We start from the raw sequence: 13,256 nt of genomic DNA, 5'->3' as shown, positions 1-13,256 counted from the left end.
GCGGCGGTCAGGGCCGCTTCCTGATCCGAACTAACCGCCCCCGTTGCCCGCCCCGCCGCGATCGCCAGACAGGCCATGACCGACAACTGGGCGGTGAATGCCTTGGTGCTGGCGACGCCGATCTCCGGGCCGGCCACCGTCTCCAGCACCGCGTTGCTCTCGCGCGCCATGGTGCTTTCGGGCACGTTCAGGATGGACAGAACATGTTGGCCCTGTTCGCGCATATAGCGCAGCGCCGCCAGCGTATCCGCGGTTTCCCCCGACTGTGACACCAGCAAACCCAGCCCGCCGCGTGGCATCGGAGGGGTACGGTAACGGAATTCGCTGGCCACGTCGCCATCGGTGGGAATGCGAGAGATCGCCTCGAACCACCAGCGCCCGACCAGGCCGGCGTAGAAAGCACTGCCACAGGCGCTCATGGTGATCCGGGGCACCCGAGCGAAATCAATTCCCAGATCCGGCAGTGCCACCGCCCGGCTGCCCGGGCTGACCATCTGGTGCAGCGTCTCCCCGATCACCGCCGGATGCTCGTGCAACTCCTTTTCCATGAAATGACGGAAATTGCCTTTGCCGATGGCGGCGCCGGTCATGCGGGTTTCCTTAATTTCCCGCTTCACCGGCTTGCCGTCGATGTCGAAGAATTGGGCGCCCTGGCGATCCACCACCGTCCAGTCGCCGTCACGCAAATATGCGATCCGGCGGGTTAGCGGCGCCAGCGCCAGGGCATCCGACCCGACGAACATCTCATCGTCGCCAAATCCGACCGCTAGCGGCGCGCCGTGCTGAGCGCCCACGATCAGTTCCGGGTGCCCGGCGAAGATCATCGCCAACGCATACGCACCCTCCAGCCGCCGCAGTGCCGCGCCGGCGGCCTCGACCGGTGCCATGCCGCGTTTCAGGTTCAGATCGACAAGTTGGGCGACCGTTTCGGTGTCGGTTTCGGTGCTGAATTCCTGCCCCTCGGCTTCCAATTCGGCGCGCAGTTCGGCGTGGTTCTCGATAATCCCATTATGCACCAGGGACACGCGGGCGGTGCCATGCGGGTGGGCGTTGCTCTCGGTCGGCGCACCATGGGTGGCCCAGCGGGTGTGGCCGATGCCGGTCGTCCCCGTCAGAGCGTGCCGGTCCAGCGCGGCGGCCAGATTACCCAGCTTGCCTTCGGCGCGACGCCGGTCGATATGGCCGTTTACCAGCGTGGCAATGCCGGCGCTGTCATAGCCGCGATATTCCAGCCGTCGCAGCGCATCCAGGATGACAGGTGCCGCGGGACGAGCGCCGATAACCCCAACGATGCCACACATTCAGTTCGTTCCCTTCAAAGCCGCTTTTGCCGCGGAGCCCGCCGCCCGCATCTCGATCGCCCGGCCTGGCTTCTGCACCTGCCGCCCGCGCGCCAGCACCAGGGCATCAGGGTCCACGTCCTGCGTGATCACACTGCCGGCCGCGATCACCGCCCCGTCCCCCACCGAAACCGGCGCGACCAGCGCGGTATCCGACCCGACGAACACATGCGCACCGATCGTGGTGCGATGTTTGTTATAACCATCGTAGTTACACGTGATCGTCCCGGCACCAATATTGGTGTCCGTCCCGACCGAGGCGTCACCGATATAGCTGAGATGGCTGGCCTTGACCCCGGATGCGAGGTGCGCGGCCTTGATCTCCACGAAGTTGCCGACATGCACGTCCTCATCGAGCGTCGCCCCCGGTCGCAGCCGCGCGAACGGCCCGATGATGGATCCGGCGCCGATGGTGGCACCCTCGATATGGCTGAACGCCCGGATTGTCACGTTTTCAGCCACCCTTACGCCGGGACCAAAGAACACGTTCGGCTCGATCGTCACGTCGGCCGATAGCTTCGTGTCCGCCGACAGGAACACCGAGGATGGATCGATCATCGTCACCCCGGCGTCCATCGCCGCATCCCGCAGCCAGCCTTGCAGGACGGCCTCGGCCCGAGCGAGTTCGGCGCGGGAATTGACGCCGCCGAGTTCCTCCGCCGGGGCCTCCACCGCCAGGACCGACCGCCCGTCGGCGCGCGCGAGCGCCACGACATCGGTCAGGTAGTATTCCTTCTTGGCATTGTCGTTGTGCACATCGCGCAGCCAGCGCAACATCTCGGCCGCGCTGCCGCACAGCACACCGGCGTTGCACAGGTTGACCGTGCGTTCGGCCGCCGACGCGTCGGTGGCTTCGACAATGCGGGATACCAGGCGATCGGCGCCGACAATCACCCGGCCATAGTTGCCGGGGACGGCGGTACGGAACGCCAGCAGGGACAATCGCAGCGGAGCGTGGCTTTTCAGCAACCGTTGCAATGTGGCGGGCCGGATCAGCGGATTATCCGCGTACAGCACCGCGACCTGTCCGTCCCCGAAATGCTCGGCCGCCTGCAAGGCCGCGTGGGCCGTCCCCAAACGATCCTGCTGCACGACGCAGATATGTGGTTCGGCCTCTTTGCGTACCGCCTCCATGCCCGGTCCCAACACCACGATGATGCGGTCGAACGCCGTCTCGCAGCTTGCCAGCAAATGCCGCAGCATGGATTGCCCCGCCAGCCGGTGCAGCGTTTTCGGCAGCGCTGATTTCATCCGTGTACCCTGGCCGGCAGCCAGTACGATCGCGGTGGCTTGCATGCGTGATCCCTGCTTCGTTAGGCCCGTAAGTCCGGAACGGGTCCAACATTGTGGTGGGTTGGCGTAGCGGTGACCATGGAGCAATGTCAAAGCCCACATTATGCTATTGGTTCAATTCGCGTTTCGGAGTGCAACATAGTGGCGCGGACCTTGCTGCTCGATCTCGATGGAACTCTGGTCGATACCGTTCCCGATCTGACGTCCGCCTTGAACCGGCTGATGGCGGCGCGGGGATTGCCCGAATTCACCCGGCGGCAGGTGGCGGCGATGGTGGGCGACGGGGTCGCGGTCCTGGTCGCGCGCGCTTTTGCCGCCCATGACCGCCAGCCGGATGCGGCTGCGGTAGCCGACCTGACGGCCGACTACACCGCCAATGTCGCGGTGGAGAGTGCGCTGTATCCCGAGGTCCTGCCCGTGCTGACCAGGCTCGCGGCAGACGGATGGCACCTGGCTGTCTGTACGAACAAGCCCGAGCAGGCTGCCAGGATGTTGCTGGGGGCGTTGGGGCTGCTGCCGTTGCTGTGCGCCATTGGCGGTGGTGACAGTTTCCCCACCCGGAAGCCCGATCCCGCCCATTTACTCGCCACCCTGACCAAGGCCCGTGGCCAGCCTTCCGCCGCCCTGATGTTGGGCGACCATCATAACGACGTGGTTGCCGCGCGCGGAGCCGGGATGCCGAGCATTTTCGCCGGATGGGGATATGGGTCATCCACCATGGCCGAAGGCTGCACCGCCGTGGCGTATGACATCACCGAGGCCGCCCTGATCGCAAACCAGTTGTTGTCGGCTGCTCTGTAGACGAAGCGCCACGGTCTGGTCCGATGATGCGGACCCCGATACCTGCGTCACCTTTGCGTGAAATCCAGACGAAACCTCCGCTGGTTCATTCCATGATATGCCCGGTATGTCATGATATCGAACAGAGTGATGGGAGAGGCGGACTTGTCTGCGAGCAATCGGCCCACGGAAGGCAAGTCGCTCCGGGTCGCCCCTGCCGCATCATCTCCATTCGTCGTCGTCGGTGGCGAGATGGCCTCCTTAATCAATGCCACGGATTGGGCGAGTACCGGCGTTGGCCCGCGCGAAACCTGGCCGCACAGCCTGACGACCACCCTGCGCATCCTGATCGCGTCGCGCTACCAGATGTGGATGGCCTGGGGTAAAGACCTGACCTTCTTTTGTAACGACGCCTACACGCCGATCCTCGGCGTCAAGCACCCCTGGGCGCCCGGCAAGCCAGCCAACCAGGTGTGGTCGGAAATCTGGACCGATATCGGACCACGCATCGAATTAGTGATTCGCACCGGGCGTGCGACCTGGGACGAAGGCCTGCTGCTGTTCCTTGAACGCAACGGGTTCTCCGAGGAAACCTACCACACTTTCTCTTACAGCCCGCTGCCCGACGATGATGGGACCGTGGCCGGCATGCTGTGCGTGGTGATGGAAGAAACCCAGCGTGTTATTGGCGAACGCCGTGTCGCCACGCTGCGCGACCTTGCCAGCGAACTCGGTGTGGTCAGGTCGGAGCCGGAGGCCTTGGATGCCGTAGTGCGTTCCCTGGGACGCAACAGCATGGATTTACCGTTCAGCCTGATTTACCTGGCGGACGGACAGACGGGGCGGCTGTGGCGCACGACAGACACGGCCATTATCGATGGCGCGACCGCCCCCGAGACCGTGAGCCGGCTCGAGGACCTTCCGTTCCCCGTCGCCGCTGTGTTGTCCGGGGCCGAGAAGCGCGTCGTCCATGACGTGACGGGGTTGGCAGGACTGCCGGTGGGCGCATGGGATCAGCCGTCGTGCGGCGCCGCGATCGTGCCGATCGCCCAGCAAGGCCAGGATCAGCCGGCCGGCGTGTTTATTGCCGGCCTTAATCCCTACCGTCCGTTCGACGAGTCCTATTCCGGTTTCATCGACCTGGTCGCCGCGCAGATCGCACCCGGTCTCGGCGTCGCCCGTGCCTATGAGGCGGAACGCCAGCGGGCGGAGGCATTGGCCGAAATCGACCGTGCCAAGACCGCGTTCTTCTCCAATGTCAGCCACGAATTCCGTACACCGCTGACCTTGATGCTGGGTCCGCTGGAGGACGAAATCGCGGCCCTCGGCCGCAACGTGCCGGCGGCCGAACACCTGGCGATGGCGCATCGAAACGGATTGCGTCTCCTGCGGCTGGTGAATGCCTTGTTGGATTTTTCCCGTATCGAGGCAGAACGTGTGCAGGCCCGCGATGCCATGCCCGAGGGCGGCCGGTTGACCATCGAAACCGCCAACACCCATCTGGACGAGGCGTATGTCGCCGAACATGACGATGTCGCCGCCGGACAATACGTGATGATCGCCGTCAGTGACACCGGCACCGGAATGAGCCGCGAAACCCTGGGACGGGTCTTCGAACCGTTCTTTACCACCAAGGACATCGGCCACGGCACCGGTCTGGGCCTGAGCCAGGTCTATGGGTTCATCAAGCAATCGGACGGCCATGTGAACCTGTACAGCGAGATGGGGCAGGGGACCGCCGTCAAACTGTATCTTCCACGCTTGATTGCCCCCCGCCCCGAGACCGCGACAGACGCCGATGACGATCTCATCCCCCTCGGGCATGGTGAAACCATCCTGGTGGTGGAGGACGAGCCGGCGGTGCGCGAGCATTCGATCAACTCGCTGCGTGACCTGGGCTACCGGGTCGTGGCGGCGGAAGATGGCCACGCCGCCTTGCGCACGCTGGCTCGGGAGGCAGAGATCGACGTCCTGTTCACCGATGTCGGTCTGCCGGGCGGAATGACCGGCCGCCAGTTGGTGGAGGCGGCGCGGGCGCGGTGGCCAGGATTGAAGGTTGTCTACACAACCGGCTATGCGCGCAATGCCATCGTGCATGGCGGCATCCTTGAACCCGGCCCCGAACTGCTGCCGAAGCCGTTCAGCTACGCCCCGTTGGCGACCAAGATCCGAACGGTCATAAATTCTTGAATTCACCGAAGAACCAGCCCGGTGCCGGCGATGTTGTCGCACCTGAAACCAGATGGCGGGTCGCCATGCTGCTTAGCGGGGCCGGTGGCTTTCTCGATGCGTTCACCTGGCTTGGCCATGGCGGCGTCTTCGCCAACGCCCAGAGCGGAAACGTCGTGTTGCTTGGCGTCTCGCTGGCCACGGCGCATTGGTCGCAGGGGCTGCGCCACATCCCACCCATCGTTGCGTTCTTGGCCGGCGTATTCACGGAACATTTGTTGCGTACTCATGAAGCTCGCCGAGGCCGTCATCGGTCGGCCCTGTTCAGCCTCGGTGTCGAGATCGTGCTGCTGCTGATTGTCGCGATGCTGCCACGAGACTTTCCCGACTTGCCGATTGTTCTCGGTATCGCCTTCGTCGCGGCCCTGCAGAACTCCGGATTCACGAAAGTCGAAGGAATGGCCTACAACTCCGTGATGACAACGGGAAATTTGCGGCGAACGGCGGAGACTTTCTTCGCCGGCTTGACCACACCGAAAAATCCGGACGCTCCGCGGCAGGCGCTGATCTTTGCGTCGATTTGCCTGAGCTTCGCGGTTGGCGCCGGATGTGGCGCGTTCGCGACTGTCCGCTTGGGAAATGCCGCGGTACTCGTGTCCGCCGCGGCGCTTATCCTGGCTTTCTGGCTCTGCAGACGGCTTCCCGATTTGACTGACCCCACGCCAGGCTAGGTCGGATACTTTCCAGTCATTGGCTATCACCCTGAGCGTCCCGAAACGCGGCCAGCACGTCCGAACCAAAACAGGCGAAGACAACCTGCGACAACGTTTCATTGACGGCGAGAAACGCCTCCACGGTCTCGACCGCGATCCGTGCTGCCGCCGGAATCGGATAGCCGTAAATCCCGCAACTGATGGCCGGAAACGCGATCGTCTTCACCCCATGAGCCACCGCCAGTTCCAGGCTGTTGCGATAGCAACCGGCCAGCAGCGCAGCTTCGCCATGCCGGCCATCCCGATAGCGCGGCCCCACGGCATGGATCACAAACCGAGCCGGCAGCCGGTAGCCTTTGGTGATCCGAGCCTCACCGGTCGGGCAGCCGCCGAGTGTCCGGCATTCCCGCAGCAGCTCCGGTCCGGCGGCGCGGTGGATGGCGCCGTCGACACCGCCGCCGCCCAGCAGGGATTCGTTGGCGGCGTTGACGATGGCATCGACGGCGAGCGTGGTGATGTCCGCCTGCTGCACGACGATCCGCGGCATATCGACCTCCGCTTTGACCTAGGCGGGCGGCGACATCCCCTCGGCGACCACCGTCCGCAGCTTCGGATGCAGATGGGGATTTCCGGCGACGATGTTACCGGTGCTCAGCGGATTGCCGTCGCCGACATCGGTGGCGTAGCCGCCGGCTTCCCGCACCAGCAGTTCGCCGGCGGCGATGTCCCACGGCTTGATCCCCAGTTCCCAGTAGGCGTCGAACCGGCCATGCGCGACCCAGGCCAGGTCCAGCGCGGCGGCACCGAAGCGGCGGATACCGGCCACCTGCGGCATCAGCATCGTCAGCGTGCGGCTGAAGGCTCGTTGCCGGATGGAGGAGACGACGGCGAACGGGATACCGGTGGCAAAGACTGCTTCGGACATTTCCCGCCGAGCGGAGACACGCAGGCGGCGTTCGTTCATGAAGGCGCCGGTGCCTTTTTCGGCCCAGAACATCTCATCCACCGCCGGCGCGTAGATCAGGCCGGCCTGGATTTCCGAGGTGCCGTCTTGCAGCCGGCGTTCCAGCGCGATGCTGATGGCCCAGTGCGGCATGCCGTGCAGGAAGTTGGTGGTGCCATCCAGCGGATCGACCACCCAGCGCCAGGTCCAGTTCTCGGACCCGGAGGCGCCGGATTCCTCCATCAGGAAGGCATAGCCGGGGCGGGCCTTGTTCAGTTCTTCCTTCAGGGTCGCCTCGGCGCGGAGGTCGGCTTGCGAGACGAAGTCGGACGGCCCCTTGACGCTGACCTGCAACTGCTCGACCTCGGCGAAGTCGCGCAGCAGCCGCTTCGCCGCCTTCTGGGCGGCGTTGGCCATGACGGTCAGGTGCGGTGAGAGACGGAAGGCCATCAGCCCTTCGCGCGCTCCATGTAGGAGGCGTCCTCGATGCGGACGACGATGCGTTCACCGGATTCGATGAACGGCGGCACCATGGTCTTCACCCCGTTGGACAGGATCGCCGGCTTATAGGACGACGACGCGGTCTGGCCCTTCACCACCGGATCGGCCTCGACGACTTCCAGCGTCACCGAGACGGGCAGGTGGATCGCCACCGGCTCACCCTCCACCAGATCGACGGTCAGCTTCATCTGGTCCTGCAGGAACGGTGCCGCGTCGCCCATCAGGTCGGCCGGGACGTGGGCTTCCTCATAGGTTTCCGGGTCCATCAGCACCAGGTTGGTGCCGTCGGAGTAGGAGTAGGTGTACTCTTTTTCCTCGGTGGTCAGACGCTCGACGGTGTCGGCTGTGCGCCAGCGTTCGTTGGTCTTGTTGCCGGTTTTCAGGTTGCGCATCTCGACCTGGATAAAGGCACCGCCCTTGCCGGGGGTGATGATCTGCTGCTTCAGCACGGTCCAGCGGTTGCCGTCATGCTCGATCACCTGGCCGGCGCGGATCAGGTTCGCCTGCTGTTTCATGGGTTGGTGTCCGTCCGAAAGAATGGGGAAAGGTGCGGGCTTCTAGACCCTGGAGGGGGCGGGGGCAAGGTTTTGGCTCAGCAGGGGATGGCGCGGACGTAGCCGGACTCGGCATAGGCGATGATCTTGCGGTCGCTGGTGACGATCGGCATGCCGAGGTGGCGGGCGGTGGCGACAATGAGGCGATCCATGGGATCGGAATGGAAGGTGCCGGGCAGATGGGATGCATCGATCGCGATGGGGGTGGTGATTGGCGCCTCCTTGATGCCCGGCCCAGTCAGGAAACGGGCAAACCAGGTTTTCGGGTCCGGCAGGCACTGCACCGCCGGTGGTCGACCGGGTCTCGGCCGGCTGAGGAGGCCAATCTCCCATGCTGAGGTAGTCGAAACGAACATGCCGTCTGTCAGCCCGGCATGCACGATCGCGGACTTCGCGGCCGGCGGCAGCGGTTCGCCGTTTGCCAGCCAGATGACGACGCAGGTGTCGAGCAAGACGGCAGGTGGTGAGGTATCCTGGATCACCGGTGCAATATGCCCAGTTCGGCGTCGAGAGGTTCATCCAGGACCGGTTCGGTCAGGTCCACGTCGTCGGCGATGATCACCGAACCCCGCATGAAGCCGTGAATGTTGCGCACCGCGTCGGCCTGATGATCGGGCGGGGTAAGGACGGCGACAGCCTGTCCTCGCTTCGTAATGACAACCCGATCGAGCTCGTGGCTTGCCAGACGATCGAGGATGTTCAGGCATTTGGCCTTGAACTCGGAAGCGCTGATGGTCTGGGTGGTGGGCATGGTTCACCGATTGGTCAATGGGGCATGACTGGTCATCTAATATGGTCATATCGCCGCTTCAAGCCGCATCAGCCCCGGCGTCGGGTTCGCCCGGCGCGTGATCGCGAGCCCGCTGCCGTTCACGAACCTGCTCGTCTGTGAGGCGCGCGTCGTAGATGGAGCGCGGCTCGATCGTCCGAGCGATCAGCGTCGCGGTTGCCACGACGACCAGCATCGGGACGATGGCCGCCCTGGCGTAGCCGGTCAGTTCCATCATCAGCACCACCGTCGAGATGGGGCCCTGGGTGGTGGTGGCCAGCATCCCCGCGGCACCCACCAGCGCGAACAGGCCGGGCGGGACGCCGGGCCAGAGCCATGCCCAGGGTATGCCGAGCGCTCCACCCAACAGCGCGCCCAAGGCAAGCGACGGGGTGAACAGGCCGCCGGGGGCGCCGCTGCCGAGGCACAGCACGGTGGCGGCGGGGCGCAGCAGTACCAGGCACACCAACAGTTCGGGACCGATCTGTCCGGTGAAGGCCATCGCCGCGACATCGCGCCCGTTGCCGAGGAGTTGGGGAAAGGGGATCGATACGGCGCCCAGCACACCGAACACCACGACCGGGGCAACGACCCGACGCCAGCCCGTCGGCTTGTGGCCGTCGGCCCAGGCGACTGATCGGACATAGGCCACTGAAACCAGGCCCACCACGGGGCCGGCCAGCAATGCCCACGCGGTGCTGGAGAGCGAGCCGTGGAACGCCGGGATCACATAGGTCGGCGTGTCGGGCAAGAACGCCCACGACACCCCGGTCGCGACCAAGGTGGTGACCATCGCGGGCAGCACGAAACGCAGGGCGAGGGCGCCGCGCAGGACCTCCAGCGCGAACAGTGCACCCCCGAGGGGGACGCCGTAGGCGGCGGCCATGCCAGCACCGGCACCGCAGGCGACAACGAGGCGGCGTTCTTCATCCGACAGGCGGACCCGGTCGGACATCGCGTTGGCGATCACCGCGCCGGCTTGTTTCGGGGCGCCCTCGCGGCCCAAGGCGGCGCCCATGCCGACGATGGTCACCGACAGCATGGCGCTGCCCAGGGTGCGCAGGGCCGGCAGATGGCCGGCCTGGAACCAGATGGCGGCGGTGATGTCGATGCCGTTGCCGCTCGGCAGACGGGTGAGCAGAAGCTGGCCGGCGCCGGTCAGCACGCCGGCGCCGATCAGAATGGCGAGGTGATGCAATGGCGGCGTTCGGGCGGCCGCCTGCAGCAGGTCGAGGCCGTGGCCACCCCACATGACGTGTTGCACCCATTCCAGCAGCGCGGTCAGCGCGATCGCGGCAAGGCCGGTGCCGGCGCCGGTCAACACCACAGCGAGCCAGAACCCGGCTGCGTTTCGCCGTGCCAGGATGGGGGCGATCATTCGAGGGTCATGATGAGCGGCTCCGGTCGCGGTAAGCCGTTCCGCGTGGCTTCAGATGTGTGCGGCGGTGGCGGCCTGCTATAGCCATGGCCGATGACCCAACATGACGTGATTATCCTGGGCGCCGGCGCCGCGGGGCTGATGTGTGCGATACGAGCCGGACAGCGCGGACGGCGGGTGCTGTTGCTGGATCATGCGCCGGCGGTGGGTGCCAAGATCCTGATCAGCGGCGGCGGCCGGTGCAATTTCACCAATACCGGCACGGCGCCCGACCGGTTCCTGTCGGATAATCCGCATTTCTGCCGGTCGGCGCTGAGCCGGTTCTCGCCGGCGGATTTCATCGCGATGGTCCGCAAGCACGGGATCGCGTTTCACGAGAAGACACTGGGGCAATTGTTCTGCGACGGGTCGGCGAGGGAGATTGTCGCCATGCTGTTGGCGGAATGTGCCTCCGTGCGGGTTGATGTGCGGGTGGCGCATCGAGTTATGGATGTCAGCCGGGCGGACGCGTTCCGGGTGGAGACGGACCGGGGGGTGTTCTCGGCAGGTAGCCTGGTGCTGGCGACCGGGGGGTTGTCGATCCCGAAAATGGGGGCAACCGGGTTCTCGCACGATTGGGCGGTCCGGTTTGGGTTGCGGTTGACGGAGACCCGGCCGGGGCTGGTGCCTTTGACGTTCGATGGCGATCTGTTGGCGTTGATGCGGCCGTTGAGTGGGGTTTCGTTGCCATGTTCGGTGGCGTTCGGGCGGTTGGCGTTCCGGGAGGCCCTGCTGTTCACGCATCGCGGGTTATCGGGGCCAGCGGTGTTGCAGATTTCGTCCTATTGGCGGCATGGGGCGATTGCGCTGGATCTGCTGCCGGGGGTCGATGCGGCGGCGTTTCTGTTGGCGCGGAAGCGGGATAGGCCGAAGGCCGGGCTGGGCAGCGTTCTGGCCGAGGTTTTGCCGGCCAGGTTGGCGGCGGCCCTGGCCGAACCTGTGGCTGGGCGGCGGATGGCGGATTTGCCGGATCGAACGCTGTTGGCGGTGGCGGACCAGTTGTTGCGGTGGACGGTGAGTCCGTCGGGGACCGAGGGCTATGCGAAAGCCGAAGTAACCTGCGGTGGGGTGGATACGCGCGACCTGTCATCCGCGACGATGGCGGCGCGCGAGGTGCCCGGGTTGTTCGTGATTGGCGAGGCAGTGGACGTGACCGGGTGGCTCGGTGGGTATAATTTCCAGTGGGCATGGGCAAGTGGGTGGAGCGCTGGCGAGGCGGTCTAGTCAGTTATCACCTGACCCTCGATACGTTGTACATCAAAAATCCAATCAGATCGCATTCGGAATCATGACGACGCCGACGCCGGGTTGGCGAGAACGCTTCGATCTGACGCTGCCCGCGATCCACGCTGCCTTGCTGGTGTGCAAGGCAGGATAGAGGCGGATCTGCGGGCGGCTATGGGATCCAGCGCGTAAGCCGGATCAGTGGCGGGCATCCGTGTAGGGATACAGCAGGTCACCCGTCTTCAGCGCGGGTGGAAACAGAACCGTTTGCATGCTCATGTCACGGAACTGCTCGACGTCGTGGCCCTTGATGCCGTGGAACTGGACCTCCATCACACGCGGTTCGGCCCATTCGCCGGTGGGGCCAAACTTGATGTCGCCCACCAAGGTGTGAAACGTGTGGGCGTGCAGGTACTCAGCCAGTTTCGCCTGATCGGTGCTGTGCGTACCCTCCACCGCCTGACCGACGACCTGAAGGTCGGCGTACGCGAACGGTGGCAGGTAGTAGCCTAGGGCATCGACCCCGCTGGTGCCGACGCGGGATTGGTATTTCTTCAGGAAGGACTGGGCCTCGGGCGTGTTGTAGGCGGGGACCGGTAGCCAGAAATCGTAGTTGACGATGCCGTTCAGCAGTGGGCCAAGCTGGGTTTTGATCGAGGTGGCCTGCAGCCCGACCATACCGCCGCCGAACATTTTCACGTTCAACCCGACTTCATTGGCCGCACGAATCATGCCGACGGTGTCGGGCGGATAGGACCCGACGAAAACCAGGTCGGGGTTGGTCGCCTGGATCGCTCGGATGATCGGCGAGTAATCCGCCGTCGTCGGCGGGTAGGTATTGTCATAGACGATCTTGTAGCCGGCGCGTTTCGCCTGGGCACGGGCGCCGTCGATGGCGTTCTTTGCGAACTCGGCATCGGCGCCGACTAGTGCGATGGTCTTGGGTTTAGGATTGGCGGAGGCAGCCATGGCAAAAAATCCCGCCGAAAAAGCTTCTTTCGGATGTTCACCGCCCGCGGGAATGATGGAGAAATAATTCGGGTAGTGGAACTCACTGTTCACATCGAGGCCGAACAGACCGACCAGGGTCAGATGGCGCTGCATCGCGATGGGCAGGGCGGGGGCGACCATGTTGGTGCCGTTGCCGGCGATTAGGATATCGACGTGGTCCACGTCCAGCAGCTTGGAGATGATGCCAGGCACAAGCGCGGGATTCGACTGGTCGTCATAGGTGATTAGCTTGACCGGCCGGCCAAGCAGGCCACCCTTGGCGTTGGTGTCTTCCACCCAGATCTGCATGGCAAGCAGAGCGGCTTTGCCGTTCGGGGCCAGGGAGCCGGTCTGGCCAAGGTTCAGGCCGATGGTCAGCGGTTCGGCGGCGTGGACGGCGCCACCCGCCATGATGGCGAGCGGTAGCAATCGGCAGGCGAGACGTGCGGCCCACGACATGGATGTTCCCCCAAGGACGTTTTGTTTCGCGGAAGCGTAGCGCTGTTTCGATGGCGAGTGAAAGGGTGTCCGGACATCCCGATGACCCGGTCCCACCGACAGCC

At 64.8% G+C, this 13,256-nt stretch carries 13 protein-coding genes; 4 read left to right on the top strand and 9 right to left on the bottom strand.

What is annotated here, in order from left to right; all coding sequences use genetic code 11:
* Together glmS and glmU are read right to left on the bottom strand one after the other, a co-directional pair.
* Positions 1 to 1,301: glutamine--fructose-6-phosphate transaminase (isomerizing) (glmS, locus tag GSQ89_RS30370; protein ID WP_158932024.1), on the bottom strand; the 1,301-nt coding region annotated here is incomplete at its 3' end.
* On the bottom strand, positions 1,302 to 2,636 hold the full coding sequence (gene glmU / locus GSQ89_RS30365; RefSeq protein WP_158931847.1) for a bifunctional UDP-N-acetylglucosamine diphosphorylase/glucosamine-1-phosphate N-acetyltransferase GlmU: 1,335 nt from the start codon (positions 2,634 to 2,636) through the stop codon (positions 1,302 to 1,304).
* A gap of 138 nt (positions 2,637 to 2,774) precedes the next feature.
* Between glmU and GSQ89_RS30360 the strand changes: the two genes are divergently transcribed.
* From GSQ89_RS30360 to GSQ89_RS30350, 3 genes are all read left to right on the top strand, one after another.
* Positions 2,775 to 3,434, top strand: coding sequence for an HAD-IA family hydrolase (locus GSQ89_RS30360; RefSeq protein ID WP_254073433.1), 660 nt, complete (start codon positions 2,775 to 2,777; stop codon positions 3,432 to 3,434).
* Between the two features lie 231 nt (positions 3,435 to 3,665).
* Positions 3,666 to 5,603 (top strand): response regulator, encoded by a 1,938-nt coding sequence (locus GSQ89_RS30355; RefSeq protein ID WP_158931846.1) that lies wholly within the window; start codon positions 3,666 to 3,668, stop codon positions 5,601 to 5,603.
* A gap of 65 nt (positions 5,604 to 5,668) precedes the next feature.
* Positions 5,669 to 6,313 carry a YoaK family protein gene (locus tag GSQ89_RS30350; protein ID WP_158931845.1) on the top strand — a complete coding sequence of 215 codons (645 nt, stop codon included), beginning with the start codon at positions 5,669 to 5,671 and terminating at the stop codon, positions 6,311 to 6,313.
* A 16-nt stretch (positions 6,314 to 6,329) separates the two neighbouring features.
* On the opposite strand, the gene GSQ89_RS30345 is transcribed toward GSQ89_RS30350, so the two are convergent.
* The 6 genes from GSQ89_RS30345 to GSQ89_RS30320 all read right to left on the bottom strand — a co-directional run bounded on the left by GSQ89_RS30345 (position 6,330) and on the right by GSQ89_RS30320 (position 10,440).
* Positions 6,330 to 6,842, bottom strand: a complete 513-nt coding sequence (locus GSQ89_RS30345) for an O-acetyl-ADP-ribose deacetylase (RefSeq protein ID WP_158931844.1) — start codon at positions 6,840 to 6,842, stop codon at positions 6,330 to 6,332.
* Positions 6,843 to 6,860: 18 nt separating this feature from the next.
* Positions 6,861 to 7,688 carry an inositol monophosphatase family protein gene (locus tag GSQ89_RS30340; RefSeq protein WP_158931843.1) on the bottom strand — a complete coding sequence of 276 codons (828 nt, stop codon included), beginning with the start codon at positions 7,686 to 7,688 and terminating at the stop codon, positions 6,861 to 6,863.
* The gene (gene efp, locus GSQ89_RS30335; protein ID WP_158931842.1) at positions 7,688 to 8,254 is read right to left on the bottom strand and encodes an elongation factor P; all 567 of its coding nucleotides are present in this window, start codon (positions 8,252 to 8,254) and stop codon (positions 7,688 to 7,690) included. Before efp ends, GSQ89_RS30340 begins: the two co-directional genes overlap by 1 nt.
* A 77-nt stretch (positions 8,255 to 8,331) precedes the next feature.
* A complete protein-coding gene (locus GSQ89_RS30330; RefSeq protein ID WP_216856487.1) occupies positions 8,332 to 8,775 on the bottom strand; it encodes a type II toxin-antitoxin system VapC family toxin in 444 nt (147 codons plus the stop codon).
* A complete protein-coding gene (locus GSQ89_RS30325; protein WP_158931841.1) occupies positions 8,772 to 9,044 on the bottom strand; it encodes a type II toxin-antitoxin system Phd/YefM family antitoxin in 273 nt (90 codons plus the stop codon). The genes GSQ89_RS30330 and GSQ89_RS30325 overlap by 4 nt, the downstream gene beginning before the upstream one ends.
* Positions 9,045 to 9,102: 58 nt before the next feature.
* Positions 9,103 to 10,440 carry a chloride channel protein gene (locus GSQ89_RS30320; RefSeq protein WP_158931840.1) on the bottom strand — a complete coding sequence of 446 codons (1,338 nt, stop codon included), beginning with the start codon at positions 10,438 to 10,440 and terminating at the stop codon, positions 9,103 to 9,105.
* Positions 10,441 to 10,533: 93 nt separating this feature from the next.
* Between GSQ89_RS30320 and GSQ89_RS30315 the strand changes: the two genes are divergently transcribed.
* Positions 10,534 to 11,703, top strand: coding sequence for an NAD(P)/FAD-dependent oxidoreductase (locus GSQ89_RS30315; protein ID WP_158931839.1), 1,170 nt, complete (start codon positions 10,534 to 10,536; stop codon positions 11,701 to 11,703).
* Between the two features lie 198 nt (positions 11,704 to 11,901).
* Here the strand turns inward: GSQ89_RS30315 and GSQ89_RS30310 are convergent, their stop codons facing one another.
* Positions 11,902 to 13,152: an amino acid ABC transporter substrate-binding protein gene (locus tag GSQ89_RS30310; protein WP_158931838.1), complete on the bottom strand. Its 1,251-nt coding sequence runs from the start codon at positions 13,150 to 13,152 to the stop codon at positions 11,902 to 11,904.
* Positions 13,153 to 13,256: the final 104 nt, after the last annotated feature.

Source organism: Acidisphaera sp. S103, from assembly GCF_009765975.1.
Classification (GTDB): domain Bacteria; phylum Pseudomonadota; class Alphaproteobacteria; order Acetobacterales; family Acetobacteraceae; genus Rhodopila.
This window is presented reverse-complemented; position numbering and strand designations above follow the sequence as displayed.

What these genes read in the sequence shown, in the direction of transcription:
- GSQ89_RS30320 (WP_158931840.1), bottom strand. Translation starts at nt 10,440, where the DNA reads ATGATCGCCCCCATCCTGGCACGGCGAAACGCAGCCGGGTTCTGGCTC.
- GSQ89_RS30325 (WP_158931841.1), bottom strand. Translation starts at nt 9,044, where the DNA reads ATGCCCACCACCCAGACCATCAGCGCTTCCGAGTTCAAGGCCAAATGC.
- GSQ89_RS30310 (WP_158931838.1), bottom strand. Translation starts at nt 13,152, where the DNA reads ATGTCGTGGGCCGCACGTCTCGCCTGCCGATTGCTACCGCTCGCCATC.
- GSQ89_RS30355 (WP_158931846.1), top strand. Translation starts at nt 3,666, where the DNA reads ATGGCCTCCTTAATCAATGCCACGGATTGGGCGAGTACCGGCGTTGGC.
- GSQ89_RS30340 (WP_158931843.1), bottom strand. Translation starts at nt 7,688, where the DNA reads ATGGCCTTCCGTCTCTCACCGCACCTGACCGTCATGGCCAACGCCGCC.
- GSQ89_RS30315 (WP_158931839.1), top strand. Translation starts at nt 10,534, where the DNA reads ATGACCCAACATGACGTGATTATCCTGGGCGCCGGCGCCGCGGGGCTG.
- GSQ89_RS30345 (WP_158931844.1), bottom strand. Translation starts at nt 6,842, where the DNA reads ATGCCGCGGATCGTCGTGCAGCAGGCGGACATCACCACGCTCGCCGTC.
- efp (WP_158931842.1), bottom strand. Translation starts at nt 8,254, where the DNA reads ATGAAACAGCAGGCGAACCTGATCCGCGCCGGCCAGGTGATCGAGCAT.
- glmU (WP_158931847.1), bottom strand. Translation starts at nt 2,636, where the DNA reads ATGCAAGCCACCGCGATCGTACTGGCTGCCGGCCAGGGTACACGGATG.
- GSQ89_RS30350 (WP_158931845.1), top strand. Translation starts at nt 5,669, where the DNA reads ATGCTGCTTAGCGGGGCCGGTGGCTTTCTCGATGCGTTCACCTGGCTT.